The 26,416-nt window shown below is 31.1% G+C and carries 22 protein-coding genes; 6 read left to right on the top strand and 16 right to left on the bottom strand.

The window, feature by feature from the left end:
• Window positions 1–92: 92 nt before the first annotated feature.
• Window positions 93–617 (top strand): hypothetical protein, encoded by a 525-nt coding sequence (locus H7355_RS10485; RefSeq protein ID WP_186647257.1) that lies wholly within the window; start codon window positions 93–95, stop codon window positions 615–617.
• Window positions 618–699: 82 nt separating this feature from the next.
• A complete protein-coding gene (locus tag H7355_RS10480) occupies window positions 700–1,617 on the top strand; it encodes a sterol desaturase family protein (protein WP_186647254.1) in 918 nt (305 codons plus the stop codon).
• Here the strand turns inward: H7355_RS10480 and H7355_RS10475 are convergent.
• From H7355_RS10475 to H7355_RS10420, 12 genes are all read right to left on the bottom strand, one after another.
• Entirely contained in the window at window positions 1,614–3,557 is a 1,944-nt protein-coding gene (locus H7355_RS10475) for a PAS domain-containing protein (RefSeq protein WP_186647252.1), read from the bottom strand. The genes H7355_RS10480 and H7355_RS10475 overlap by 4 nt on opposite strands.
• A gap of 24 nt (window positions 3,558–3,581) precedes the next feature.
• Window positions 3,582–5,408, bottom strand: coding sequence for a HEAT repeat domain-containing protein (locus H7355_RS10470; RefSeq protein WP_186647250.1), 1,827 nt, complete (start codon window positions 5,406–5,408; stop codon window positions 3,582–3,584).
• Complete coding sequence (locus H7355_RS10465) at window positions 5,405–7,063, bottom strand: hypothetical protein (protein ID WP_186647248.1); 1,659 nt, start codon at window positions 7,061–7,063, stop codon at window positions 5,405–5,407. The genes H7355_RS10470 and H7355_RS10465 overlap by 4 nt, the downstream gene beginning before the upstream one ends.
• Window positions 7,060–8,193: a hypothetical protein gene (locus H7355_RS10460; protein WP_186647246.1), complete on the bottom strand. Its 1,134-nt coding sequence runs from the start codon at window positions 8,191–8,193 to the stop codon at window positions 7,060–7,062. The genes H7355_RS10465 and H7355_RS10460 overlap by 4 nt, the downstream gene beginning before the upstream one ends.
• 53 nt (window positions 8,194–8,246) lie before the next feature.
• Complete coding sequence (locus H7355_RS10455) at window positions 8,247–9,038, bottom strand: hypothetical protein (protein ID WP_186647244.1); 792 nt, start codon at window positions 9,036–9,038, stop codon at window positions 8,247–8,249.
• A 10-nt stretch (window positions 9,039–9,048) separates the two neighbouring features.
• Window positions 9,049–9,630 (bottom strand): hypothetical protein, encoded by a 582-nt coding sequence (locus tag H7355_RS10450; RefSeq protein ID WP_186647242.1) that lies wholly within the window; start codon window positions 9,628–9,630, stop codon window positions 9,049–9,051.
• Between the two features lie 10 nt (window positions 9,631–9,640).
• The gene (locus H7355_RS10445) at window positions 9,641–11,074 is read right to left on the bottom strand and encodes a hypothetical protein (RefSeq protein ID WP_186647240.1); all 1,434 of its coding nucleotides are present in this window, start codon (window positions 11,072–11,074) and stop codon (window positions 9,641–9,643) included.
• Window positions 11,075–11,085: 11 nt separating this feature from the next.
• Window positions 11,086–11,811: a hypothetical protein gene (locus H7355_RS10440; protein ID WP_186647239.1), complete on the bottom strand. Its 726-nt coding sequence runs from the start codon at window positions 11,809–11,811 to the stop codon at window positions 11,086–11,088.
• Between the two features lie 26 nt (window positions 11,812–11,837).
• Window positions 11,838–12,623, bottom strand: coding sequence for a Hint domain-containing protein (locus tag H7355_RS10435; protein ID WP_186647237.1), 786 nt, complete (start codon window positions 12,621–12,623; stop codon window positions 11,838–11,840).
• A 337-nt stretch (window positions 12,624–12,960) separates the two neighbouring features.
• Window positions 12,961–14,088 carry a hypothetical protein gene (locus tag H7355_RS10430; protein ID WP_186647235.1) on the bottom strand — a complete coding sequence of 376 codons (1,128 nt, stop codon included), beginning with the start codon at window positions 14,086–14,088 and terminating at the stop codon, window positions 12,961–12,963.
• A gap of 11 nt (window positions 14,089–14,099) precedes the next feature.
• On the bottom strand, window positions 14,100–14,492 hold the full coding sequence (locus H7355_RS10425; RefSeq protein WP_186647233.1) for a hypothetical protein: 393 nt from the start codon (window positions 14,490–14,492) through the stop codon (window positions 14,100–14,102).
• Window positions 14,493–14,501: 9 nt separating this feature from the next.
• Window positions 14,502–15,896, bottom strand: a complete 1,395-nt coding sequence (locus H7355_RS10420) for a hypothetical protein (RefSeq protein ID WP_186647231.1) — start codon at window positions 15,894–15,896, stop codon at window positions 14,502–14,504.
• 694 nt (window positions 15,897–16,590) lie between these two features.
• Here H7355_RS10420 and H7355_RS10415 point away from each other — a divergent pair.
• Window positions 16,591–17,376 carry a substrate-binding periplasmic protein gene (locus H7355_RS10415; protein ID WP_186647229.1) on the top strand — a complete coding sequence of 262 codons (786 nt, stop codon included), beginning with the start codon at window positions 16,591–16,593 and terminating at the stop codon, window positions 17,374–17,376.
• Between the two features lie 34 nt (window positions 17,377–17,410).
• Here the strand turns inward: H7355_RS10415 and H7355_RS10410 are convergent, their stop codons facing one another.
• From H7355_RS10410 to H7355_RS10400, 3 genes are all read right to left on the bottom strand, one after another.
• Window positions 17,411–19,063: a hypothetical protein gene (locus H7355_RS10410; protein WP_186647227.1), complete on the bottom strand. Its 1,653-nt coding sequence runs from the start codon at window positions 19,061–19,063 to the stop codon at window positions 17,411–17,413.
• Complete coding sequence (locus H7355_RS10405; protein ID WP_186647226.1) at window positions 19,060–20,196, bottom strand: hypothetical protein; 1,137 nt, start codon at window positions 20,194–20,196, stop codon at window positions 19,060–19,062. Before H7355_RS10405 ends, H7355_RS10410 begins: the two co-directional genes overlap by 4 nt.
• Before the next feature lie 248 nt (window positions 20,197–20,444).
• Window positions 20,445–21,479: a tetratricopeptide repeat protein gene (locus H7355_RS10400; protein WP_186647224.1), complete on the bottom strand. Its 1,035-nt coding sequence runs from the start codon at window positions 21,477–21,479 to the stop codon at window positions 20,445–20,447.
• A gap of 270 nt (window positions 21,480–21,749) precedes the next feature.
• On the opposite strand from H7355_RS10400, the gene H7355_RS10395 reads away from it, so the two are divergent.
• The 3 genes from H7355_RS10395 (at window position 21,750) to H7355_RS10385 (ending at window position 25,473) form a co-directional block, all read left to right on the top strand.
• Window positions 21,750–24,368: a penicillin-binding protein 1A gene (locus tag H7355_RS10395; RefSeq protein ID WP_186647222.1), complete on the top strand. Its 2,619-nt coding sequence runs from the start codon at window positions 21,750–21,752 to the stop codon at window positions 24,366–24,368.
• A 96-nt stretch (window positions 24,369–24,464) separates the two neighbouring features.
• Window positions 24,465–25,148, top strand: coding sequence for an AzlC family ABC transporter permease (locus H7355_RS10390; protein ID WP_186647220.1), 684 nt, complete (start codon window positions 24,465–24,467; stop codon window positions 25,146–25,148).
• A complete protein-coding gene (locus H7355_RS10385) occupies window positions 25,132–25,473 on the top strand; it encodes an AzlD domain-containing protein (RefSeq protein WP_186647218.1) in 342 nt (113 codons plus the stop codon). The genes H7355_RS10390 and H7355_RS10385 overlap by 17 nt, the downstream gene beginning before the upstream one ends.
• Here H7355_RS10385 and H7355_RS10380 read toward each other — a convergent pair.
• Complete coding sequence (locus tag H7355_RS10380) at window positions 25,466–26,293, bottom strand: inositol monophosphatase family protein (RefSeq protein WP_186647216.1); 828 nt, start codon at window positions 26,291–26,293, stop codon at window positions 25,466–25,468. The genes H7355_RS10385 and H7355_RS10380 overlap by 8 nt on opposite strands.
• Window positions 26,294–26,416: the final 123 nt, after the last annotated feature.

Here is a 26,416-nt window from a genome sequence, read left to right as displayed (position 1 = left end):
TAAAAATGATCTTAATAAAATATCACAACATTTTAAGTATGTTGTGATATTTTATAAACTTTCTCTTTAAAAATAAAATAACGGGGTGTCGTATGTACAAAAAATTTTTGTCTATCATTTCCTTAGCTATGTCACCAATAGCTCTTATTCATATGAATGCCCTTGCAGAAGAAACTACCCATATTAAATGCTTAAATAAAAATCAACAGTCATTTTGGCTTGTAGACAAAAGCAATCCTGGCCTTATAATCTCAGTTTCAGGGCATTGGAATAATATTCTTGAAGGCCATACTAAATTTAGATATTTCGTTATCAATGGTGGGAAACCTATGATTGAAGCTCTTGCAAATGCTTGTGCAAAATTCAATCCTAACTTTAAATATATAAGTGCAGGCGTTTACCAAACTAATGATTTATCTCTTTTTGCCATTAATGATAATACTTTTTATAATAGTTTTATGAAATATTCAGTAGGTCATACTTTGCCCATGGTATTTTCTACTGTAAGGAGTTGGCAGGAAAGAGAGATGAAAATCAAATATGATCTCGAACTTCCTGAAAATAAATATTTAACTAAGCAGCAAATTATAGAAAGCATTGCTGAATCAAATAAATAAATTATAGGAGCTTTTAACATATTATTATGATATCCATTTCATAACGTTTATAAATGTATAATTTTCTTTATAACGGTGAATTATGGAAAAATTTTTAATATATACGATTCCTATTTATCTTTTTTCAATCATATTTGAATTGCTCTATGCACGTAAAAGGTTACCAAATACATATATATTGAGAGACACTGTTGCAAGTTTATCGATGGGAATTGGATTCCTTATCGTATCTGGAATTTGCAATATTTTTGTCTTTAAGATTTTTTACTTTCTCAATCAAAATAGCTTATTCAAAATTCCTTATGCTCTTTCTGCTATTTTATATGAGCAAAAAATAAATTGGTGGATATTTTTGCTTCTTATCTTTGCAGATGATTTTTGCTATTATTGGTATCATAGGATCAGTCACATTTGTCGATTTTTTTGGTGTGCACATGAAACACACCATTCCTCGCAATATTATAATTTCGGAACAGCTCTGCGCCAACCTTGGTTAGGATCACCTATAACTTGGGTGTTTTGGGCTCCATTAGCGATTATTGGTTTTCGGGTCGAAGATATTTTATTACAGGTGTCGTTGAATTTATTTTATCAATTTTGGCTTCACACACGTTTGACAAAATCTCTGGGATATTTTGGGGTTATTTTTAATACCCCAAGCCACCATAGAGTACATCACGGCTCTGATATTCTCTATCTGGATAAAAACTATGCAGGAATTTTTATTATCTGGGATAAAATCTTTAAGACTTTTAAAGCGGAGGAAAACGAACCAAAATATGGGGTTCTACATAATATAAATTCCTTCAATCCTTTTATAATCGGTCTGCATATGGTGAAGGAATTGTATCAAGATATAAAAAATGCAGATAAATATTCAGACAAAATTAAATATCTTATTAAACCACCTGGATGGAATCATAGAGGAAATGGCAAAACTTCTCTTGACCTACAAAAGGAATATTATACGAATCTGAAAAAAGAAAAATATAATTACTAGACAATAGGAAATTCAAGAATAAATTTTGTATTTTTATTATTCGTGTCTAAATAAAACTTGCCTCCATGATTTTCTACAATTTCTTTGGATATGCTCAGACCGAGTCCAGTGCCTTTCCCTAGTTCTTTGGTAGTAAAAAATGGCTGCATAATATTATTTTTTATTTTATCATCTATTCCATTTCCAGAATCAGTAACACTTATTATTATTTTTTTATTTTCTAAGTCATTTTTTACATCAATTTCAACCCATTTTTCAGTAATATTTTCCAGAGCGTCGTATGAATTATTTAACAAATTTAACAGTACCTGAGTGATTTGGCTCTCTCTACAACTAATTTCACAATTTATATCACCTGTGACAAATATTTCTATGAGTTTATCTTTTAATCTTTCATTCGATATAGCGAGTGCATTTTCGATTATATTTGATACTTTAACTTTCATAAAAGGATCATCAGCAGAATCTCTTGAGAAATTACTAAGACCTTTTATAATTCTTGCTATTCTACCGCATGTATTTTGAATTTCTTCTAGTTTTTTTTCTAAGTCATTTTGGTCAATTTTATTTCCATTTTTAATTTTTGCTAAGAGCAATGATGCCTTACCACTAATAATGGCCAAAGGATTTTTAATTTCATGAGCTATACCACTGGACATCTCCCCGAGAGAGGACATTTTTGCAGATTGAATCAATTGCTTTTCAGTAGATTTCTTTTCAGTGATTTCATATCGGATTGAGATATATTGATCAATAATATTCAAATCATTTTTGAATGGAATGATATAACTACTAACCCAGTAAATATCGCCATTTTTTTTTCTATTACATATTTCGCCTTGCCATATTTTTCCAGATTTAATAGTTTTCCAGAGCTCTGAAAAAAACTCTTTTGGATGATAACCTGAATTTACTATTTTATGACTTTTTCCGATTAGCTCTTCTTTTGAATACAAAGACGTATCTGAAAATTTATCGTTCACGAATGTGATAATACCGTTTGCATCCGTGGCGCTAATTATAGCAGAACTATTCAGAGCATATCTCAATTTATCGGCTTCTATTTTAGATATTTTTTCTTTTGTTATATCAAAATTGATTCCATAAAATTTAACAGGATCACCTTTCGAATTTAAAATTAAGTGGGCCTTTGTCTGAATGTATTTTATTTTTTTTGATGGTAAAATGACTCTAAACTCATAATCAATATTTTCTTTATTTTCAATTGAATTCTTTACATGTTCAAGCGATTTTTTTAAATCATCTGGGTGAAGGATTTTTCCCCAGGCATCTGCTGCTCCTGAAAAATCATTTTCAGATATTTCATATAATTGATACATACTTTTATCCCAGATAAGCACATCATCTATAAAATCCCATTCCCATACTCCCATTTTAGCAGTGCTTAAGCTCAAATTTAGTCGATTTTCAATTGTTTGTAATTCAAGATTTTTTTTATTTTGCTCAAATAATACAATAATTTGTTTTGCAAGTTTTTTTAGAATTAATATTTGCTGCTTTTCAAGATTGCGAGTTTTTGTGTCAATTATGCACAAGGTTCCAATATTAAAACCCTTACTTGTTGTAAGGGGTACTCCTGCATAAAATGTTATATTGGGATCGCTTTTGACAAGTGGATTATTCTTAAACCTTTCATCTATTAATGCATTCTCCACAATAAATATTTCTTTTTGCTGAATTGTATGTGCACAAAAAGAAATTTCTCTTGGTGTTTCTGTAACGTGAATCCCAATCTTTGATTTAAACCATTGCCGATCTTTATCAATAAGACTGACTAAAACGATAGGGACTTGGGTGATATAAAAAGCAATTTCTGTTATAGCATCAATTTGCTCATCTGCTTCTGAGTCGAGTATCTGAAATGAATATAGTTCCTCAAGGCGAGCATCTTCATTACTAAGTAATAAATTATTTTGCATGAAATAATTTTCGCTTTCTGAAAATTACAGATTATTCTCAAAGCGTGTTAATAGATTTTCAGCATAAGTGCGGACAGATTTTGACAGATCATTCGTCATTGCATATTTCACTTCCTCTTTTTCCCCTGCTTGGGCAAGATTTTTAAGCGCTTGCATCCTAATTTTTTCCGATACATCAGAACGAAGAATTTTCTTTTGCGTTTCTATAATTTCCTGAGCTTGATTTCTATAGGCAATGGCTTCAAGAGCTGACAATTTAACTGCTTCTGATTTGTCATGAAGCAGAATATTATTTAACGCTTGATCGGGTTCACTGCGATTTATAAAGCGCAAAGCAAATGCTGCTGATTTACGCACATCTTCATTTTGTGCAGAAAGATTGGCTTTGATATTGTCTAAAGCTCTTTCATCGGCTGCGTTGCCAAGTGCAAGGAGAGCAACGCTTTTTGCATGCGGATCTTGCGCTGAGTTTACTTCGTTTGTGAGATCATTGAAGACATTATTTTTACGATTATTATCTTTACCATTTAAATTTCTAGCAATGTTACCTAAAGCTAGAACAGCCGTATTGCGAATGTCTCGATCATTTATGGATAAAAAGGAGCGAGCAAATGTTTCTGTCTCAATTGCAGGACTTTCACTCGTTGCCAAATTCGCAAGGAGAACCATTTTAGCCTTTTTATCTGTGAGCAAGTAATAAGTTTGAATCATTGCTTGTTGGCTTTCTATGTTATTTGCATTTACTAAAGCAGAAATAACAAGAGAAAATTCATCGCTCATTTGATTTAATTTTGCCAGATATGGAATAGCATCGCTGGTTGATTTAGGTTCCAAACTAAATAAAGATTTGAGTTGTAAAAAATATTCTGTATAGTTTTCCTTTTTTTCTAAATCAGCTTGGCGTAAAAAATCTGTAAATTGTGTATATTTAAAATTTTGTAAAAGAATCTTTTCTTTTAATCTCTCTTCAACATCTTTTGCTAAAAGGTCAGTTTTATAGAATTCAGATCCTTTCAAAGAATTTACCTTATTTTGAATACTTGCTAAATCTGTATTTTTTGTTTCTTGCAGTTTTTTATAAAATGTGGTTTCTTCAAAGCCAATTTGTTTATTATTTAAAAATAAATTTAAATATCTTTTCATGCGAATAGAAAAAGGAATATTATTCGCAGCTAGGCTATAAAATGTTTGAGAATCATTACTATAATATTTTTTAATATTTTTGGCATCATCATATAAAAAGGACTGATTTTGGCCATCTCCATCAACAAAATTGCGCGTCACTCTTGCATTTAAAATTGTATAAACGTATTGGCTTATACCTGCGAAATTTTGAATGCTGTTTTCCCATTCATTTTTGTTGTTTTCTTTATTTGTAAAATTGACAAAGCTATTTGCTATGTATTCTCTATAAATATTACTAATAGTTGGATCAATATATTTGCTAAAATAAATCTCATTGATAACTCCATTTTTAGATATATCAACAAGAACTAAATTGGTATTAATATGACTGTCTTTCAGATGCTGAGTAATTTCTTGATTTCTTACAAAGGTATGTGCATTTTTAAAATCATATTGAATAAAAATACTCTCATCTTTATCTTCAAGGCATGTTTCCTTAACTTTTCCTTTGAATTCAATTTTAAACGCTTGTTTGGTGGATTGAAATAAGGTTAAGTCACTTGATCCAGTTGAGACATAGGAGACATCATAATACTTTCTATCTCCCAGTCTACAACTCAGTTTATAGTGCCTTTGAAAATATTTTCCATTTAAATAATAAGCTATGCCGATTATAAAAAGTGTAAGAAAGAATGAGAATATTATTTTTGATTTTAAAATCTTCATATATTTTGCCCAGACCATTTCTCAAGTTCAGTTAAATAATCTCCGACGATCTTCTCTATGCTTTTTTCTGACTCCGAATAAAATACCTCATTTTTAAAAATTTTTAAATTGTTTTCGCTTTTTAAGTCGTTGACGATGGCATTGAATGTTTCATTGAGCTTTTCCTGAGTTTTATTTTCAAGGTCGGTTATTTTATTTTCTCTTTGCAAATTGCGATCAATTTCGAGCTGTTCTGCTACATCGCTGACGCTTAAATCACCTTTTGCGCGAAAACCTGTGGGGGAAAGAGTTGCGGAATAATCAAAGATATTTCCTTTTAGCACATAGCCTGGAGATTTCCATAAAGATATGGACCATTCCTTGCGTTCAAAAAATGCTTTCCAAAATTTCCAAGTGGGAACATAGGCGTAAACAAATAGACTGATATCACCTTGAAGTGTATTTAACTCTGTCGTACCAACAAGTTCTAGTTTTAATTCTGGCACATCATTAAACTCAACAAGCGCACCTGCAGTGACACGAGTGTCAAGAGCAACTAAAATAAGCCTTCCTCTTGCACCAGCTCCAGCAATAAAAGCATCCACTGCCGCAGAAGCGTAGGCATCTATGCCAGCATAATGTTGTAAATATGTCTGAATCTGTAACGGAACAAGTTCCACTCCCCAGCGCATAAAATTATTGCCACGTAATCCTACAGCCACACGAACAGGAATAGGCCCGATCATAAAACGGACGGAATGCTCTAAGCTCACTGGAGTGTTAAATAGCATTTTTTCATCTTTATAATTGTCATTTTTTAATTCTTCTTTAAAGACATAAAGTGTTTTGCCAAAGACACTCGCATTTATATCCAATGAACCTTTTTGAGTTGCGGGAGAATTTGCTTTGGCATAGGCATTGGCAATTTGCCCTTCCCAAACGCCAAGAACGGCGCCATCTAAACCAGCATCTGCCAAGGCATCTACTTCAACCTTACTTGCAGCAATTTTATAGCCTGCATGTCCGCCAATAAAAAATTTGGATTTTTCCCCCTTCTCAAAAGACCAGTTTTTTACTTTATTGAAACTTTTTAATTCTACTTTTTTTAGCTCAGGGCGTGGAACGTCAAAGGCTTTGACATTGGATATAAATTCGTCGAATTTGGCATCGTTCCCATATTTTGCGAGGTCTTCCAAACTCGGAATGGCAACTTTATAGGCATCGAGGGCTGCATTTATATTTTTTAGCCATTCATCGTAAGATAATATTTTATTGGATGGATCTTTTCTTAATTCTTTTTCAATAATATCTTTTTGTTTATCTAAAAGTTTTGCACATATGTCGAGAGTGCTTAAATTATAACTCCCTTCAGTGTCTCTCAAAGAATAGCCCCATTGAGAAAGTGAATATTCCATGGAATTGACATTGTTAAAAAAATCTATGGCCTTTATTTCATATTTTTTTCCATCCCGATCTTCAATGGTGATTTTGTCTTCTGGCAAAAGTGGTTTGCCTGTATCGGGATCCTTCATGGGAAAAGGAACAAAAGGAATGGCTGGTTTTTTATTCTCGATAAAATCTTTGGGACATTCATTTGCCTGTGCTGTTGTATAGCTGTGAATTAGAAATAAAAAAGATAGAAAAAAGTAATAATTAAAAAATTTCAATTTTTTCATTTTCTATACTCCTGATAAAGGCTGTCCCATTGATCTTCAATAAATTCAAGTTTATTTTCAGGCAATATTTTTAAATTTTCTTCATCAATATTTTTTAAAACGGCTAATTTATTACAGGCAACAACATTTGCTTGGCCAAGACAATTTACATTAATACTTGAATTTACAAGTTTGGAAAAATTTAAGACATACTCATGTTTTGGTGCGTTGAGTGTGATGAAAAATTGGAAGTGCTCTTCCGAGGCCTTGCAGAGGGTGTCAACTCTCAGTATTGCAGATTTTAAATATGTTTTACTCAGAGGATGCGCATGCAATTCATTTTTCTTTTCTGCACATTCTTTTTGCAACTGCGTTATGAGTTTTTTTGCTTTAAAATATTGGAGGTTTAATACGTATTCATTCATTTTATTTTCAGATTGAATTAGATTCGCGAGTGTTGCATCGGCAATTTTTGAAGCGGCTAAAATATTTTGAAATTCTTGCAGAGTTTTTTCTAGAGGGATGCGTGCATTGTTGAGCAATTCTATTTTTAGTTTATTCACTGATGCTTTGCGTGATAACTCGAAAATCTGCTCGAGTTTTTCCAAGCGGACGAGAGGGGATGCTGCATAATTTTGTAAAACCTGCGTGAGGTGATTTTTCATATTCTCTGTTTCAATTAGAATATTTTTATAATTGCTTAGAGTTTCTGGATTAAACTGGGGAGAATTTTCAAGGATTTTAAGTGATAAATCGACCTCAGACTTTATTTTTCCACAAGTTCTTTTTAAACTTTCGGCATTGGTTGATTGACGTGATAATATATTTTGCACTTGCACCTGCATGGTATTGGCATCGATCTTGTTTTTTAAATCGATGGTTGCAAAAATGAATGTCCAATCTTTTATCCACTGTCCCATGTTGGCAAAACATTGTAAGTATTTTGCTTGTATACCATTTTCGCCCAATAAATTTTTATCGCGCACCGCAATAAAGCGGCCATATCTTTCGGAAATGATGTTCACTTCAGAATAAAGATTCAAAGCTTTTTGTTCGCGCTCATAGAGAGGATCTGTTTGACTTTGCGCATGTAAATTCTTGAAAATAAACAAATTGAAAAATATAGCTAAAATGATCTGAAATCGCTTCACGAAAACCTCCTAAAGCAAAAATACAAGTCAATTTTAAATCTGTTCAAGATAATTTAGTTTATAAAATTCTTAATTTCTTCGATTGCTGCTGCGAGATCTTTTTCAAACACAACATTCCACTGCTTAAATATTTCAAGAATTTTTGTTGCGCTGTCCATTTCACTTTCAAGCTTTTTCCGATAATAAATTGTCAATTCTTCTTTGGACTCAGACGGAATTTCTATTTTAGAAGGTTTATTCTTAATGGCACTTTCAATTGTGTGAAGAAGGGTACGATAATGTAAATTGAGAGGATAGATTTGTACAAGAGTCTGTAAATTGTTTTTTAAAAGAAAAAGTTTTGATAAATTCCAATTGTCAATATCATCCAAATTCTTTGCTAAAGTGTAGTTGTCTAAATACGAATAAAGCAAAGTTACTTCCATTTTTGTGTACTGCGTCCATTGATTTAATGTCTGAATGGATGGTCTGCGATTGAATTCTTTAACAAGGACAGAACAATTTTTTTGTAGAATTTTATTATAGAGTTTTTCTGGATCGAGAGCTTGTATAATGAGTCGTGCTTGACCTGTAGCCGTAACTGAATTTACGCTGTTCCCTCTAGTAAAATCGTAATATCCTGTTTCCGTCTGAGCTCCAACTTGAAAGTTATGTCCATCACAGATATATTCATATTTTATTAAGTAATCCATTTGGTAAGGATCATTTTCACTCAACACGAGTGGCTCAATCCGACAGGCCGTTTTATAATATTCATCATAATCACATTTCAGGAGATTGCTATAAGCAAAGCCCTTTGCACTTAATGAAAATACTAAAGGAACAAAGAAATATTTTAATTTCATATTGATTTCCTTAATAAATGGCGTCAATTGTTAAAGCGCTTATATAAAGTTCAGTCCTTTCAGAAATATTTGCCAAACAAAAGCTTATTTTATCCCAAGCTTCGTTGCGATTATCAAACATTAACTTTGAATAGATAAATTGATTATTTTCTGTTTTAGCTTGAATATAAGAACTATTCCCACTAAAATAGAGAGTCTTAATATCCCGTAATTCAGATAAATAAAAGGGCGCTGTCATGATTTCCTGATTCAGGCCGGCAAAATTTGAAAATGTTTTTACTTTAAAAAGTTGAATGCGGGCAAGATCACGGGGAGATTCTATCCAAGTGTGTGCAGTTGATTTTATTGTGACATAACCAGATATATATGCTTTTTTAGGTAAAAAAATTGGAATAGTAGTTGCAGCACAATCATTATATTCTTCATAACCAGGATAATACCAAGCAGTGTCACTTACCTTACCTTTTGCGGCAATAAAATCTTTTGGTTCAAAAATAAATCGCGTATAATTGTTGTAAGGCTCAACTTTGAGAGCATATGCACTCTTAATTAAAATCAAACCGAAAAGACTTAAAATAACTTTTTTGCTCATATGTATTCCCTTATTTTAAATATCCTAACTCATAAATTGGCAATTGCTTGTGCAAGCTTGGATCGAATATAAAATTATTATTTTCCTGCAAACGCTTGATGAGCATTTCATTACTTATCTCTTTGCCAGGATTGGCTTTTTCAAGTTGCATTTTTAAATAAATAAGGTAGGAAAGAGCGACTGGAGTGGCGTTTGATGATGATATTTCAAAACCTGTCGCTGCTTCTGTTCCAATATTAAATGATGATAGTTGAATAACGCCTTTGTTATAAAAAAAAGGTCTTTTCTTTTGTACTGCAAAATTAATATACATTTCAGTGCATAATTCAGAATTTTTCGTGAAATTATCTAATATGCTTATGTTATGGCTTCCTAAAGGCGGAATGGAGTTTGTTAAGTTATTTGCTGCTCCAACTCTTATCCTATTTTTTAATTCCTGACAGTCCGAGTAATAATTGCTATCTTTCTTAGGATCGACATAATAGTCGGCTTCTAAATTTGATTGTACTAGAATTACATCGGTTTTTGTGGTTAGTGATTTGAGGTAGCTATGAAAATATGCTTTGTTAATTTTTGTCATTAAATTATCTGAAACATAAGAGCATTTGCTTCCCTCATCTTTGACTATTTTTTTTAATTGCTTGTTAGAATATCCCTTAGAAAAAGAAAGAAAGCTAATATTATTTTCTTTTATCTCATTTATGAGTCTGCTTGCTTGGTTTTGAAATATCAATTTTAAATGTTCCAATTTTTTATCTTCACTCATTTCGTTATCACACAGGATTTCTGTTAATTTATTTTCAGTTGCATAGACTAAAACAAACTGACTATTCGGGATATTATTTGCTAAATAATTAAAAATTGTAAGTCCATGTGGGGGGCCTGTGAAGTCTAAAGAGGTATTGATATATTCAATCATATGCAGAAATTTTTCATTAAAAATATTCGAACTTGGTTTTAATAATTCTGAAGGAATATTATTGTAAGTTGGATTTTCAAAAGTTTTTTCTAAAACTTCTTTGGCTGCTAATGGAATTTTAAAACTAATTTCTTTATCGATATAATCTCCTGTTTTTTTATCTTCAACAAGATTTTTTAAAACCCGATCTTTATAGCGTGTGAGTGCAGCAACTTGCATTCCGTTATCTACAAGTAATATGCGATATCCTAAGCTATTATTATTTGCAAAAGAATTATTATTGCTTGTTTTAACCTCGACAGGAATGCAATTTGGATCCGAATTTTCATTTTTTTTAGTGCATGGATTTATTTGCAGCAACTTACTTTGGATGAGAGCGTTTACTTCATTGCTCAATGCAGGGTTGGGATCGCTCCAGTTGTCTTCCGGTTCGCTGGAATTTACCAAACTAAAATTTGTTTCTGCAACTCCGCAGCCCACTGTTGCAAGCGATAAGCTGACTAATAATAGTTTTATTTTGATCATTTAAGAAACCTTTATGTGTCAAGAAATTTTCCAAGCAATTCTTTTGCTTTCTCGCGACCCAGCTTTTCAACTAAAAAAAAATAGAGAGTTTGATCGTAAATATCATAAATTTCTCTATTTTTCATATCTTTATTAAATCCCATTTTTGCCAAATGCAGTTCAATATTTTCTTCAATATTTATTGGATCAGATATAGATAAATAGCCACGTAAGAGATCTTCTAAATCTGCTTGTTCTCCTTTGGCTAGAACAGTTTTATTTTGTAAATAAGAGCTGAGCTCTTGCATTGTTTGAAGTAGAGGCTCTTTATCGTATTTTAAAGCAATTTCTTTTAAGCCTTGGATAGCAAAAACTCTTGCGTAAGCTTGATCTTCCTTACTCAGTTCGAGAGCAAAATTATTGTCTAAAATAATATTTTTAAATATTTGCGCTATATTATTATTCTGATGATAGGATTGTAAAACAAGAGTGTGAAAATCATTTTCAAACTGTAATTTTGTATACTCATTTTTCATACTTTTAATAAAATGCGCAGTATTATTTAGCTCCTCTTGAGTGAAGAGCTCATTTTTTTTGGCAGAATTTTTATTTAAAGTTGTTTTTTCAATATTTTCGCCTTTATCCTTTTTCATTGAATTATTGATTTTGACAGGATCAGGAGCTGTTTGAATGAGATTTCTTGAAATGAAAAAAATAGTTAAGACAAATACACTTGCAATTAAAATCTTTTTTTTCATGGTTATTCCTAAATAATGCGATAAAACTATTGTCTTATCGCAATGGCATTTAACATATTTTTTAAGTTATTTTGCCAAGCCAAATCACCAACGATGAGGCCTTCTGCAAAGAGAGTGTGCTCTAAATTTGATTTTCCTGACGTCAATAAATTGAGAACATTCTTATCTGTCTTGAGAGATTCGATTGATTTTATGGCAATAGGTCTTCCATTTGCAAGAACCAATGCATCAGTTAATTTAACATTTTTTGCTGCGACCATTCTGCCATCAGCAAGTAAAATAGCATGTTCTTTTGTAACTGCGAGACGCAAACCATTTTGCGTTTTAAAAACGATGAGAGGATCTGCCTCTGGTCCACTGGTTGTTGAAATTAAATTGTATAGACCGACATTCAGTTGTGATAAAGAAGCGTCTGCTTTTACACTTGCAACATTATATTTTTTGCTGTCTGCAGTTATTTTTTTAATAGGAATATAACCAATATCATTGGTGAGGGCTTCGAAGCTAAAAATGCGTGTGCTTTCTTCAAAGCATCCACATGAGCACCAAGCTCTTAGAATGTTCTTTCTGTCACAAATTGGATAAGAATTATAACCAACAAGTGAATTGTATTCATCTTGGGTTATGCATCCCGCTTTTAAAGCATATTCTCTTTCTTCTTGGCATGCACCACCACCTAAATTTTCAGTGCATCTGCCATTTTTGTCTGATGGTCCCGTTATTCTATTAGCATAAGCTTGAAAACCTAAAGTGAGAGAAGCTATCAATATAATAAATCTAAAATAAAAATGATTATATCTTTTATTAAACATAGTTATCTCCTCTTAGTGGCAAAAATTTATGCTTGTAATATATAAGTTATGCTAGTTCATATACAAGCTTCATTTAATTTGGATTTTGAGATTATTTTTTATAACAGTAAAAATAGTTATTTCGATATCTATTGTATTTTCTTGAAATTTTACTTATATTGGTAAGCAATTTTTATGGTTCTTTTTTTATGAGAATGTGTCAATTAAATGACGCATTTTATAAAATAAATAATTATTATTTAAATTTATTTATTACAAATAGATTTATGTCTCAATAAATAAAATTTTTTATTTATATTATTATTTTAAAATAAAATTTTTCTGTAATTTATCTTTTTTATTGCAAGTGACCAAGTCCATAGATTGGGAGCTGTTTATATAAACTTGGGTCAAATATAAAATTTCTTTTTAAGTACAATTCATTTAAAAGCATTTTATTTGTTATTATTCTATAAGGATTTTGTTTCTGCCATTGCATCTTAAGATACATTAAATAAGTGACAGCGACAGGGGTTGCATTGGAACTAGAGCTACCTTCGAACATAATAGGTGTAGTGCCTAAATTTATTTGTGATGTTTGTACCACGCTATTTCTATATTGAGTATAAGGAAAATAATTTTTTACAGCAAAGTTTATATAAATATCTGTACAAATCCTAACATTTTTTTCGGAATAATCCAGTAGTTTTAAGTTATCACTTCCTTGAAATGGAATTGAGAGACTAAAGTCATTGACTGGACCTACTCTAACTCTATTATCGAGTTTTTGACAGTCTGAAAAATAATTTTCATCAGTAAGTGATTTAATTTTATTATTTGAAGCTTTATTGGATTGTACTAAAATAGCTTCGGTTTGAGTTGTTAAGGGTTGTAAAAATGACTTAAAATACACTTCATTTGTTGCTTTAATAAGTGCATTTGAAGTGTTTTTGCAATCATTTTTATCAGCAATTTTTCTTAAAGAATCATAATGATATCCACGGGAATAAGAAATAAAATTTATTTTGTATTTATTTATGATTTCAATTATATCATCAGATTGTGATTTAAAGAGAGCGCTTATATTATTTATTTTTTCTTTTTCTGATAAATCGTTCGAGCAAAATATTTGATTAAATTTATTCATTCCTGAGTGAATCAAGACAAACTGACTATTTGGACTGTTATTTGCAATATAGTTAAAGATCAAGGTACTATGACCAATAAGATTCAAGGAGTATATCATATCACTGAATTTCTCCCGAAATATTTTTGAGCTTGGTCTTAAAAGCTCAGAAGGCATTTTTTCATACGCTGGATTTTGAAAGGTATCTAATAGTATTTCCTTTGCTGCTCTTGGAATTTTTATACTTATGGTAGATTCTTTTAGTTGACCCGTTGTTTCATCCTCAAAATAATTTTTTAAAACTCTTCCTCTGTAACGAGTGTATGCTGCAGGAATCATGCCATCATCATCTATGATCATCACCCGATAACCTAAACTACTACTTTTTTCAGTCGCTTCACCAGGAAAATAGGAATTAATTCACAATTCGGATCGGTAGAAGCATTTACTTTTGTGCAAGGTTCTAAAAGAGATGCTTTACTTTGAATATAGGAATTTACTTCATTTGTAAGTGCAGGGTTTGGATCTTCCCAATTGCCAGTATTTTCCCAATGTTTTACTAAGTTCAAATTATTATGTTTTGTACCACAGCTTGTAATCAAAAAAATTGCTAAAATTAAGTAGATATAAGTTTTTAATTTATCAAGTTCGATTTGCATAAAACCATTTCTATTTATATTAATCTTTGTTATTTTTTTTATTGTATGCATTTGTTTTGAGAAATTAAAAAAAAGAGCTAAGAATAATTTAAAATTGAGTGACATAAAAAATCCTTATTTTAAGAGTCGAAGTTCGTATATAGGTAATTGCTTATGTAAACTTGGATCGAATATAAAATTATTATTTTCATATAGTTTTTTTAAAAGCATGTCATTCGAAAGCTCATTATTAGGGTAGTCATTTTTTAATTGCATTTTTAAATTTATAAGATAAGCCACTGCAACAGGAGTCGCATGGGAAGAATGAATATCAGGACCAGAAACTGGAGAAGTGCCAATGTTACTTTTTGATATATGAATTACTCCTTTATTATAGCGAAATGGTCTTTTTGTTTCAACAGCAAAATTGATATATAAATCTGTACAGAGTTTTGCATTCTTCTCGTATTCATTTAGATATTTTATATTTTTACTTCCTTCAAATGGAAGGGGTTGCTCAAGAATATTGGCGGTACCAACCCGAACTCTATTGGTTAATTCTTGGCAATCTGAATAAAAATTTTCATCATTGATAGTTTTTATCTTATAACTTGAAGGGTGGTTTGCTTGAACTAGAAGCGCTTTTGATTTTGTAGTTAAAGGTTCTAAAAAATGCTTAAAATATATTTGATTGATATTTTTAATTAATTCAAGTGAAACTTTTCTGCATTCGTTTCCGTCTAAGATATTCTGCAATGATTTCGTACTATAGCCCCTAGAATAGGAGATAAAATTAATATCATATTGTTTTATTTTCGCTAAAATACTTTGTGTTTGTTTGTCAAATAATTTACTAATTTTTATTATTTTATTGTTTTCTGTTTCATTACCACATAAAATACTATTGAATTTACTATCGTTTTCATGTACTAAAACAAATTGGCTATTGGGAGAATTATTAGCTAAATAATTGAAAATAATAACTCCATGTCCTGTGCTAGAATTTAAAAATGGAAATTTTTCAATAAATGTATCCATACTTGGAGTTAAAAGCTCAGAAGGGATTTTTTCATAGGCAGGATTCTCAAAAGAGTCTAATAAAATTTCCTTTGCAGCTTGAGGAATATATAAAGCTGGTGGCCGTGCATTATATTCTCCAGTCTTTTCATTTTCGAATATATTTTCTAAAACTCTATTTCGATAGCGTGTATATGCAGCTAGCATCATGCCTTGGCTATCTATTAGCATTACTCGGTAACCTTTACTACTTGGCAGTGGTTCCGCTGTTCCTGCTTCAATTTTTTCAAGCCTGCAGTTTGGATGATTTTTTACATTCTCTTCAGTACAGGGGGGTATATTATTCATTTTACTTTGCAAAAATGTATTGATTTCACTCGTTAGAGCAGGGTTCGGATCGTTCCAATTGTTAATTATACTAAAGTTTTCAGATGTTTTGTGTTCATCTTTTGTTGGCTTACAAGAAATAATTAGCGTTGATAAAAGAATCAGAATTGATTTTAAAAGATTCATTTTTTAAATACCTTTTACTTTTTAAATGGAAATAGCTTTTTTTTATTTAAAAAAATATATATAATTTACCCATTATACTTAAGATTACCTTAGTGTATAATGAAAATTTCCAAAACAATTCACAAGCAAATATTTGTTTGTCTAAAAAAATGACATTCTTGTAACTTTAATTTGGAGTTGCTGGCATTTAAAAAGAGAAATAATTTGAACTAGATTTTTGCTAGGAAATTTTCAACGAACAGAATTCCTGCACAGTGGTATTTGAGTCAGTCTAAAAGAAATTTTATTTTTAAAAAGTCAATTAAAATAATTTTATATATTTACAAAAAATAACATTTTTTAAGTATACAACTTTTTTCAAAAAATTATGCTTCACAGAATAGAATGTATATATAAATTTTTCACTTGTCATTAAATGCAAATAATATAATCTCAAAAATTCTAAAACCTGCACATCTTAATTTTCATATATTATCTTTCATTCGCATTTATTTGACTTTGAAATTCTTAGTAGACGAGTCTGTTTTTGTAAAATTAATAAATTCATGCTAATATTTATAAGATGATATACTTTTTACTTGTTCTTTATTTATTGTCAAAATCTTTGTGATTACTAAGAGATATATGCTTACATGTTTTATTTTTTTTGTTAAAAAATCCTGGAATTTATGACCTAGGAGGGCTAAGTTAAAATATGAGTATTCAGAAAAAAACATATGTCATTCTCATCCTAAATTTATTTTTCTGTTTAAAAGGATTTTGTACTGAAATCACTTTATATGCTGACCCAGGTTTTGTAGGAGAAGTTGAAGAAACTGCGGGTGGCAAGCTGGGAGGTTTAGGAGGAAAAATAATTGCAAAAGCATTTAAAGCAAAAAATATAAAAATAAAATTGGAATGGCGTCCTTGGGCAAGAGCTTATAAAGAAGCTTTAGACAATAAGGATATGAAAACTTTTATTATTCCTTTAACAAGGATTCCTGAAAGAGAAGAAAAATTTATTTGGGTTTCAAAAATATATTCTGCGCATCCTGTCTTCGTTTCAATGAAAAAAGGACGTAGAATTAATTCAATACAGGAAGCTAAAAATTCAACTATAGGTGTTCTGAGTGCCTCTTCATATAGAGCGATGCTCATAAGACCTGAAAATGGAATTAATATCGAAAATATTAGTGAAAATCCAGAAGATCTTAGAAATTTTAAAAAACTGATTGGCAATAGAATCGATACTTGGTTTACGATTGATATAGTTGCTTCTTATGCAATGAATACCCTAGCAAAAGAAGAAAATTTAACTCAGAAAGATTTTGTTATTGGTGATCCAATTGCAACATTTGATAAATACATTGGGACTACATCAAGGACCTCATCCAAATTAATAGGCATAGTTCAGGATGCTATAGAATCATTTAAGCAAACGGATGAATTCAAAAAACTGACTGACCTTATAAAAAAAAAGGGGAATGATGCTCATCAATAGTAAAGATTTAATGTCTCATTATTCTATTTTTTGATCACAAATATTCGGCAATGTGATCAATTGCTTTTAATTCATTTTCATAATCATTGAAAATATTATTCATTCGAATAGAATGATTCTTTAAGAGTTCGTCTTCAGACAATAATATTTTGTTATTTTCGCTGTTAAAGTCTGCTTCAATCGACTCAAAAGTTTCTTTTGCTCTTTTTCGAGTGGCATCTTCTAGAGAAAGAATGGCTTCTCTGCGAGTCACACTTTTTTTAATTTGCACGTGATCATTTACATCTTCTATGCTGAGCTGACCTTTTGCACTAAAACCTGTGGGAGAAAGCGTTGCAGAATAGTCAAAAATATTACCAGAGTATTTAAAGCCCGGATATTCTCCAAGACGTTTAAACCATTCTTTTTTTTCTAAAATACCCTTCCAGAACTGTAAAGTGGGAAGATATGCATAAGCAACAAGTTTTAAATCTCCAAATAGTGTATGAACATCTGTTTTTCCGACAAGATTTAATTTAAAATAAAGGGTGTCATTGTATTCAACGTGAGCGTTACCTGAAATGTGTGTATTTACTGAAATGAGTAATAGTCTTCCATGCACTCCGACACCTGCAATTAAAATATCGACAGCTGCGACAGCATATGCATCGAGTTCTGCATAATGCTGTAAGAAACTTTGTAATTGCAAAGGTCTTGCGTCGAGTCCCCATCGCATTGTGTTACTACCGCGCATGCCAAGAGATAAGCGGATTGGAATGGGGCCAAGAGTAAAATGTGTTGATTTTTCTATATTCAGCGGAGTATTTATAAACTCTTTTTCATTTGCATAAACACTTTTATCTAAATCATTGTCTACGGCAAATAAAGTAGCACCAAAAATATTAACTGAAAGGCTGAGGCTTCCCATGCCTGTACCTGGCGAACTTGCGCTTGTTTTAGCACTTAAAACACTGCCGTGCCAAATATTCAGCATAGCAGCATCAATTGTCATATGAGCAAAACTCGAAGCTTCGAGATGGCTAGCTTTAACACCATATCCTGCACTCCCACCGATTAAAAATTTAGATATTTCTCCTTTCTCGAAAACCCAATTTTTACTTTTTTTAAAAACAGTCATAGCTACTTTCTTAAGGAGAGGGCGTGGTACATCGAAGGCGTTTACTTTTGAAGTGTATTCATTATATTTATCTGGATCTCTATACTTGATAAGATCAGTAAAGCGTGGATATTTTTTTTTCTGCTCTTCATTTATAAGCTGTACTTTTTTTTTCCAATCATCGTACTTTAACACTTCATTTACAGGCTCATCAATAAGGTTTTTTTTAATAACTTCTCTTTGATTTTCTAAAAGTTTTAGGCATGAATCAAGCGAACTGAGATTGTAACTTCCTGTTGAATCTCGAAGAGAATATCCCCATTGATTTAAGCCATATTCTATTGAATTTAAGTTTGAAAAAAACTCTTCCGCTTTGACTTGATAACTTTTTCCATTGCGGTCGATTGCTGTGATTATATCATCTGGTGATAATTCTCTATCTGTTTTATTATCTGTCATACGAAAAGGTACGAATGGAATTGCTGGTCTTTTGTTATCGATATATCCATCATGGCAAAGCAATGCTGAACTTGCAAATGCTGAAATATAATTCATCAATAAAGCAAAAATTAAAAATATGCTGATTTTCATAGTTTATATTCTTCCAAGATTTTATTTAATCTATATTCAATTAATGCAAGTTTTTTATCTGAAAATCCTTGAATTTTTTCTATTCTTATGGATTTAATGATTGAAAATTCATTGCATCGGATTATGTTGATATTTTTGCTGCAGTCTATTTTTGTATTATTTTTTGTATATTCAATAAAATTCAAAACGTAATCATGTTTGCTTTTAAACTTCTTTTTAAAGCGCATAAACGCATTATATGTGTTGCTACAACTTCTCTTCATCTTATTAAAATTATAGATTAAATAATTTGAATTTATTGTGCTATTTAATATTTCTCTATGTGTTTTAGCGCAGTCTAAAAGAATATGATCGTATAATTTTAATGCGCTAAAATATTTAAATTTATCAATATAATCATGCATTTTTTTCTCCGTCATATCTATTTTGGCAACTGATGGATTCAAATCTCTTGAAGCGTTTATAAGAGAATAAAAGCCATTTAATATTTTAATAGGTTCATTTATATTTAATTTGTATATTTCTATAGTGATTTTTGAAAAAACACTTTTATGAGATTTTATATTTAATTCATCTAATTTTTTTAAAATAAGATTAGAAGTTGTAATGTATTTATCTAAGATTGAGTAAAGATTTTTTTTAGAATTGCTAATTTCATTTAGATAATAACTAAACTCTGAAAGAACTTCAGAACTGTATTGTCTAGATCTGTTAATAATTACTAAAGATTTATTTGCTTTTTCAATTACTTGAGAACAGTTTTCCTTAATGCTTTCTGCTTGAAAACTTTGTATGGAAAAAAAGTCTTGCATCTCTGTAGAAAAAGGATAGATATTGCTTTGATTTTTAAAATGAATATTTTTTATAAATGTACTCCAATTATCTATCCATTTTTGTAAATCCATCTGGCATGTTAGAAACTTATTTGAAATCCCATGTAAGCCAAATAAATTATGGTCTCGCACAACTATAAATCTTCCATAATTTTCTGAAAGATTATTAATTTCTGAGAATATTTCAAGAGAGATTTTTTCTTTTTCATCAATGTTGTACTCTGAGGTGTCTGCATATAAATAGGGATCATTTTTGTTTATGAATAGACCAAATAAAATCAAGTAAAATAAAAATTTCAATTAAAATCTCCTTTATTTTATATTGTGTTTTTATTAATTTAGAGAAAATTATGTCTAAGATAAATAATTTTCTCTTTTTGCATAAATTATTATGATTTTCGATTAGAATTTTATTTTATATTATTTTTTATTGCAACTATTTTTTTGGAGATTTTTGATATAAATGGATTTATTAGGAATGGGTAGCAAAAAATTATTATAAAAAGAGTCTCACAATATTAGTGAGACTCTTGTGAAATTCTTTTTAATTAGAATTTAAGTAATTTACTTTGAAGTTGTGCATTATTTATTAACGAAAGTCTTTCTTCGATTAATGATCTTTCATGTTCAACGTGTTCACGGATACATTCTTTTTTAGTGAGAGCTAATGTCTCTTCATAAAGTTTTTTAGCTCTTTCAATTTCTTTCTTAGCTTCATAAAGGGATGCTAAGTGATACTGTGTGATAATAATACCTTCTTCGTCTTCAATCTTTGCTCTAATCGATAAAGCACGATTAAACTTTTCTTCTGCTACTCCATAATCACTTTTGTCCATATTATGGATACCAAGCTCATGTTCAAAGGCTGCCTCCCAATCCTCAAAATTATTATCTTTTGCGATTTGAAGACCTTTTGTTATAAATGTGACATACTCTTTTTCATTTTGTGCTTGTTCTGCTGAAAGAGCTGCATTGTAATATGCTTCCAATGTTTCAGATGTATCTTCTTCTTTTTCAAGGGATTTTATAACTTCTTTCCACAGTGGAATCGATTTGCTATGTTCACCGATAATTCCATAAGCAAGTGCTAAATGGTGTTTTGTGGAAAAAATATTTTCAGAATCAATATTATTTTTATCTGAGCTAAGTCTTAGAAATATAATTTCGAGGAGAGGTACAGCTTTTCCATATATTTCTTCTGTAAGAAAGCTATTTACCAGTTCAATTAAATCATCTGTGGAATTTTTTGAAAATTCAACAATTTCTTCGTCTGTATAAGAATATCTGTTGTAACGCTCTTTAGGTTCGTGAGAATGTCCTTCATGGTCATGGTGGTGATTGCATTTTCCATGTTCATGGTGGTGTTCATGGTTGTGATTGCATTTTCCATGTTCATGGTTGTGTTCATGGTTGTGGCTGCATTTTCCATGTTCATGGTTGTGTTCATGGTGGTGATTGCATTTTCCATGTTCATGGTTTTGGTCATTTTTACAACCATGATCAGTATGATGTTCATGATTACAATTATCGTGATTGTGGTGTGAATGAGCCTGTTCACTTAACTCAGCTTTTTGATTTGTCATTGAAAAAATCCTCTACGATTAACTTAAGAAAAGGCAATTTTAACCCTCGAATTCAGCTTACTGCAACTTGTATGGGCTTGCCAGAACTCTTTTTAACTTGATAGGATGATTTTTATAATGGGTTTCGTAATATAAATTAAGTAATAACAGGTGCTTATATTTTTTTTTAAGTTCTTTCTCATTTTCAAGGGTTTGACTGCCGAAATTTAACTTTGTAAAACGATTTCACATGCTTTGCGTTGAAAAAACTGCTTTATTAAGGAATAACTGATGCTTAGAAAGTTTTATGATAAGCTCATTCAACATGTGAAAGAGAATAAGTACTTTATAAAATATTTGTCTACGCGAAAAAGGAAATTGATTGTTTTTATCTTAGCACTTTTTACCTTTTTGGTTATTTATAAGGTCTATAAAATCGATAGATCACTTCCTAGTATTGAAAAATTAGCAAATTATGAACCCGCACTACCAACAGTCCTCTATAGTCAAGATGGTATGAAAATTGCAGAGCTTTTTGAAGAAAGGCGCTATCCAGTCCTTTTAAGTGAGATGTCACCATTTCTAAAAAATGCATTTATAGCAGCGGAAGATGCCGATTTTTATAGTCATAAAGGCCTTGATTTTAAGGGTTTTTTACGTGCTTTTTATCACTTTATTACCTTTTCAAATCAAAGACAGGGTGGAAGTACAATCACTCAGCAGTTGGCAAAAAATATATTATTAACAAGAGAAAGAACAATAACTCGTAAAATAAAAGATATATTAATGGCTCGTAAAATAGAGCAATCTTTTACGAAAGACAAAATCCTTGAGTTGTATTTAAATACTATTTATCTAGGCAATGGAGCCTATGGTGTTGAGGCTGCAGCTGAAAATTACTTTAAAAAGTCAAATCTTAAACTTTCTTTGGCAGAAGCAGCATTAATTGCGGGTCTCACACCAGCCCCATCCACATATGACCCTACAGATAATATTGAAGTGGCTAAAATACGCCAAGCTTATGTTCTAGATCGTATGTTAAAAAAGGATATGATCACTCAAAGAGAGTATGAAAAAGCTCTTAAAGATAAAATTGTTGTTTACAAAGCAGAATCACTTAACAATAAAATTGCCCCATATTTCGTTGCTGAAGTAAAAAAGCAACTCTCGAATCAACTTGAAATTGAAAATATTGAAACAAGTGGTTTATCTATTTACACAACTTTAAATTCAAAAATTCAAATTGCAGCTCAGACTGCAATACAGAATTTTTCTAAACAATATGAAGGCAGAAAAGGATTCAAAGGCGCAATTAAACGTCATGGTGATGATTTTCAAGATGCTATTACAAAACTTATCAACTCTCCAGTTAAAGAAAAAATCACAGAAAATGAATCTGACATTGCCATTGTAACAAGTATTGATGATGAATTGCGTGCTGTAGGTATTGTAACCCAAAAAGGCATTGGCTTACTTTTGGCTGAAGATATTTCATGGGCATTGCATGCTGGACGAAGTAAAGAAACAGATTTAGAAAGTTTAAATTATATTTTGAAAGTTGGTGATGAAATCCACGTACAAAAAGTAAATGGAGAAATTCCAAAACGAGTGCACGAGGGAAGAAAATTTATTAATAAATTGCAGTCATATTTAAAAAAATTTAATCTTACTGTGAGTAATAGAATTTCACGTTACACATTAACAGATTCTGCAGGGATAGAAGCTGCATGTATGGTCATGGACGCAAGAACAGGCGATGTGCTTGCCATGGTCGGTGGTGAGAATTTTAATCAAACTCAATTTAATCGAGCAACGCAAGCGGAGCGACAGGTTGGGAGCAGTGTTAAACCACTTTATTATTCCTTCGCAATAGACAACGGTTTTAGTCCAGCTTCCTTAATTGATAGTCCGCTTATTGATTTCGATGGTTGGCAACCTGAAAATTATGATGGTGAAGAAACAGGGAGAGTTACTTTAAGAAATTCATTAGCATTTAGTTTAAATATTCCAAGTATATTTTTATTTCATTCTATTGGGGCTACAAAAATATCAAAACAATTAAATCGTTTTGGTTTCAATTGGCCTGCATCTGATTTAAGTCTTGCACTTGGGTCTGGCTCATCAACTCTGATTAAAATGGTGCAAGCTTATTCTATTTTTGCCAATCAAGGAAAACTTACGCAAGCTTTTTATATTCAAGAAGTCGTTGATAGAAAAGGTAATGTTATTTATTCTTCTAAAGATAAAAAAATTTATGCAAGTCCTGTCAATCCACAAATGGTAGAAGATGCTCCTTATTTACCAGGTAAAGTTACAAATAGACAAGAAGATCCATCTTCATTGCAAATGATTTCTCCTCAAGCAGCTTTTGTAACTCTCGATCTCTTAAAGGCTGTTGTTCGCATAGGGACTGGTATACCTGTTCAAGGAATTTCCCACCTCGTTGGCGGAAAAACAGGTACAACAAATGGCAATACGGATGCCTGGTTTATGGGAGTTTCTGCTCAACTTGTTGCGGGAGTTTGGGTTGGTTATGATGACAATTCAAAAACTTTAGGAGGCGGTGGTACAGGTTCAGGCATGGCTGCACCTATTTGGAAAAGTCTTATGCTGACTGCAGTAAAAGTTTATCCACAAAATGAAAATCCGAAGCCACCAGGGATTCATGAGATTCGAGTGGATAAAGAAACTGGAGAATATTCAAATACAATTAATTCTATAAATGTTTATGTCATTGATGGTACTGAGCCAGGAGGAATTTATTCAAAAAATGCATTTGAAGATTCGCAAAGTGAAATCTTAAATAACTCTCATCTAGAAACAAAACCTGATAAGGACCATGAATTACCAGAGGGAGTGCCAAACCCAAGTACATCAGGTAGTCTTAAACACAAACCAAATAATTATTAATATTAAATATTCAAAGACAAACTTGAGCTTTTTATAATTCTATTTTATTAATATTTAGAAATTAATAATTCTTAGGATATGTTTTAAGGAGGAAACATGTTTGGTCAAGCTCTTCGAGATAGCAAGGCTGCCGCTTTCGGTTATATCCCGCTTGCGATGGCATTTGGTGTGCTCTTTCAAAGTTTAAATCTGCATTGGATATATGCTATTCTCATGAGTTTTTTAGTTTATGCTGGTTCTGCTCAATTTATTGCTATTCCACTTCTGGCAAATCAGGGATCTTTATTAAGTCTGTCAATTGCGACATTTCTTGTAAATATGCGGCATATCTTTTATGGCTTGGCTTTTCTGAATAAATTACAATTTAATAAATATTTAAAAGGGTATCTTATTTTTGGTTTGACCGATGAATCATATGCAATTATTTGTGCAAAAAAATATCATGATAAATGGTATGAATTTTATATTATTATTTTTTGTCATATTTATTGGGTATTAGGAACACTTTTAGGTCTATTTCTTCATACTTATCTTAAAGGGGTTGATTTTAATTTTTTATTTTTTTCATTGGTCACTCTCTTTGCGATTCTTACAGTCGATGCTTATAAATTTACACGTGATCATTTTTCATTAATTGTGGGAATTTTGTCTTATTTATTTTTCAGATATTTAGGTGTTAAAGAGCATCTTTTTTTTAGTATGTTAATCAGCTTTTTAATATTACTCTTTAAGAATTATAAAGAAAATATATTGGAGAAAGAAAATGTCTTGGAACAATAATAATACTTATATTATTTTTGCTATTATTGTGATGGCATTGGTGACTTATTCAACAAGAATTATTCCATTTATATTTTTTAAAAAAATAAACACACCTACACTTATACAGACTGGAAAACAATTACCAGTTTGCTTAATGGCTATTTTAACTTTATATTCGATCGATTCCTTAAAAGAGTTTGATACTCACTATTTAATAAATGGATGGATTGCCTGTTTAGGCTGTATTTTTGTATATTTAATAATGAGATCTGTATTTACAAGTATGATAATTGGTACGGTTATATATTTTATTTTGTTAAATTATGTACATGTTTTTAATTAGAGTAGTGATGTTTTATTATAGATAAAAGTTCAGGGAATATTTGTTTATTTGCTGCAATAATTCCTTTATCGCGTAGCGGGCAAAATTCTGTGCCTAAAAAATTCGAAACAATTCCTCCTGCTTCTGAAACAAGCAATGCGCCCGCTGCCATATCCCAAGGGGCAAGTGGAATCTCATAAAATCCTTGAAAAATACCTTTCGCTGTCAAAGCTAAGTCGAGGGCTGCTGCGCCATTAATACGTAATCCAAGGGATTTGTTTTGAATGGCTCCTATTGTATTTACGACCTGAATAAGTTCTTTATCTTTATTTGAACTAAATCCTGTTGCTATGCTCGCTAGTTTAAAATTTTGAAAATCATTAAGCGCTAATTTTTGCTTGTTAAGAAAAGCGCCTTTGTTCTTCTCTGCGATAAATAAACTCTGGGTGGTAGGTTGACAAATTCCTGCCAATTTAGCTTGAAATATCCCTTCAACAATATGACCAAATGCAATAGAAATACAGTAATATGGGTTGCCTTTAGAAAAATTTGTTGTTCCATCGAGAGGATCAATTATCCATATTGCTTGCTCTTTTTCAGTGTTTTCTTGGTTGAATTTTTCGAGACCACTTTCTTCTGCCAGAATAGAATGGGTTTTAAATTTTTCATGAATTTTTTTCTTTATAAAATTCTCCGAGGCGATATCTGCGTCCGTCACTATCCCTTGATTGTCCGATTTTTCTTGGATTGAAAAGTTTTTTTGAAAGAACTTTAAAGTGATTGAACCTGCTTCTTGAATTAGAGACTCTAGGAATTGCTGAGTGGGCATATGTTCTGACATAAAAAACTGACCTCCGAATTCTTTGTGGTTTCTCTCTTTCCCCATTCATGATAGCTTGAACGAATGGGTTCCCTGTGTGGGGTTCTGATGAATCGATGTACATTATACGATTCCATCTAAACA

The sequence above is a fragment of the Fluviispira vulneris genome (genome assembly GCF_014281055.1).
Lineage (GTDB): Bacteria > Bdellovibrionota_B > Oligoflexia > Silvanigrellales > Silvanigrellaceae > Silvanigrella > Silvanigrella vulneris.
Note: the sequence above shows the minus strand (reverse complement) of the source record. Positions and strands in the feature narration are given on the sequence as shown.

Excerpts from the sequence above, each read along its gene's own strand:
- H7355_RS10485 (WP_186647257.1), top strand. The coding sequence starts at position 93 with ATGTACAAAAAATTTTTGTCTATCATTTCCTTAGCTATGTCACCAATA.
- H7355_RS10480 (WP_186647254.1), top strand. The coding sequence starts at position 700 with ATGGAAAAATTTTTAATATATACGATTCCTATTTATCTTTTTTCAATC.
- H7355_RS10475 (WP_186647252.1), bottom strand. The coding sequence starts at position 3,557 with ATGCAAAATAATTTATTACTTAGTAATGAAGATGCTCGCCTTGAGGAA.
- H7355_RS10470 (WP_186647250.1), bottom strand. The coding sequence starts at position 5,408 with ATGAAGATTTTAAAATCAAAAATAATATTCTCATTCTTTCTTACACTT.
- H7355_RS10465 (WP_186647248.1), bottom strand. The coding sequence starts at position 7,063 with ATGAAAAAATTGAAATTTTTTAATTATTACTTTTTTCTATCTTTTTTA.
- H7355_RS10455 (WP_186647244.1), bottom strand. The coding sequence starts at position 9,038 with ATGAAATTAAAATATTTCTTTGTTCCTTTAGTATTTTCATTAAGTGCA.
- H7355_RS10450 (WP_186647242.1), bottom strand. The coding sequence starts at position 9,630 with ATGAGCAAAAAAGTTATTTTAAGTCTTTTCGGTTTGATTTTAATTAAG.
- H7355_RS10445 (WP_186647240.1), bottom strand. The coding sequence starts at position 11,074 with ATGATCAAAATAAAACTATTATTAGTCAGCTTATCGCTTGCAACAGTG.
- H7355_RS10440 (WP_186647239.1), bottom strand. The coding sequence starts at position 11,811 with ATGAAAAAAAAGATTTTAATTGCAAGTGTATTTGTCTTAACTATTTTT.
- H7355_RS10435 (WP_186647237.1), bottom strand. The coding sequence starts at position 12,623 with ATGTTTAATAAAAGATATAATCATTTTTATTTTAGATTTATTATATTG.
- H7355_RS10430 (WP_186647235.1), bottom strand. The coding sequence starts at position 14,088 with ATGATCATAGATGATGATGGCATGATTCCTGCAGCATACACTCGTTAC.
- H7355_RS10425 (WP_186647233.1), bottom strand. The coding sequence starts at position 14,492 with ATGTCACTCAATTTTAAATTATTCTTAGCTCTTTTTTTTAATTTCTCA.
- H7355_RS10420 (WP_186647231.1), bottom strand. The coding sequence starts at position 15,896 with ATGAATCTTTTAAAATCAATTCTGATTCTTTTATCAACGCTAATTATT.
- H7355_RS10415 (WP_186647229.1), top strand. The coding sequence starts at position 16,591 with ATGAGTATTCAGAAAAAAACATATGTCATTCTCATCCTAAATTTATTT.
- H7355_RS10410 (WP_186647227.1), bottom strand. The coding sequence starts at position 19,063 with ATGAAAATCAGCATATTTTTAATTTTTGCTTTATTGATGAATTATATT.
- H7355_RS10400 (WP_186647224.1), bottom strand. The coding sequence starts at position 21,479 with ATGACAAATCAAAAAGCTGAGTTAAGTGAACAGGCTCATTCACACCAC.
- H7355_RS10395 (WP_186647222.1), top strand. The coding sequence starts at position 21,750 with ATGCTTAGAAAGTTTTATGATAAGCTCATTCAACATGTGAAAGAGAAT.
- H7355_RS10390 (WP_186647220.1), top strand. The coding sequence starts at position 24,465 with ATGTTTGGTCAAGCTCTTCGAGATAGCAAGGCTGCCGCTTTCGGTTAT.
- H7355_RS10385 (WP_186647218.1), top strand. The coding sequence starts at position 25,132 with ATGTCTTGGAACAATAATAATACTTATATTATTTTTGCTATTATTGTG.
- H7355_RS10380 (WP_186647216.1), bottom strand. The coding sequence starts at position 26,293 with ATGTCAGAACATATGCCCACTCAGCAATTCCTAGAGTCTCTAATTCAA.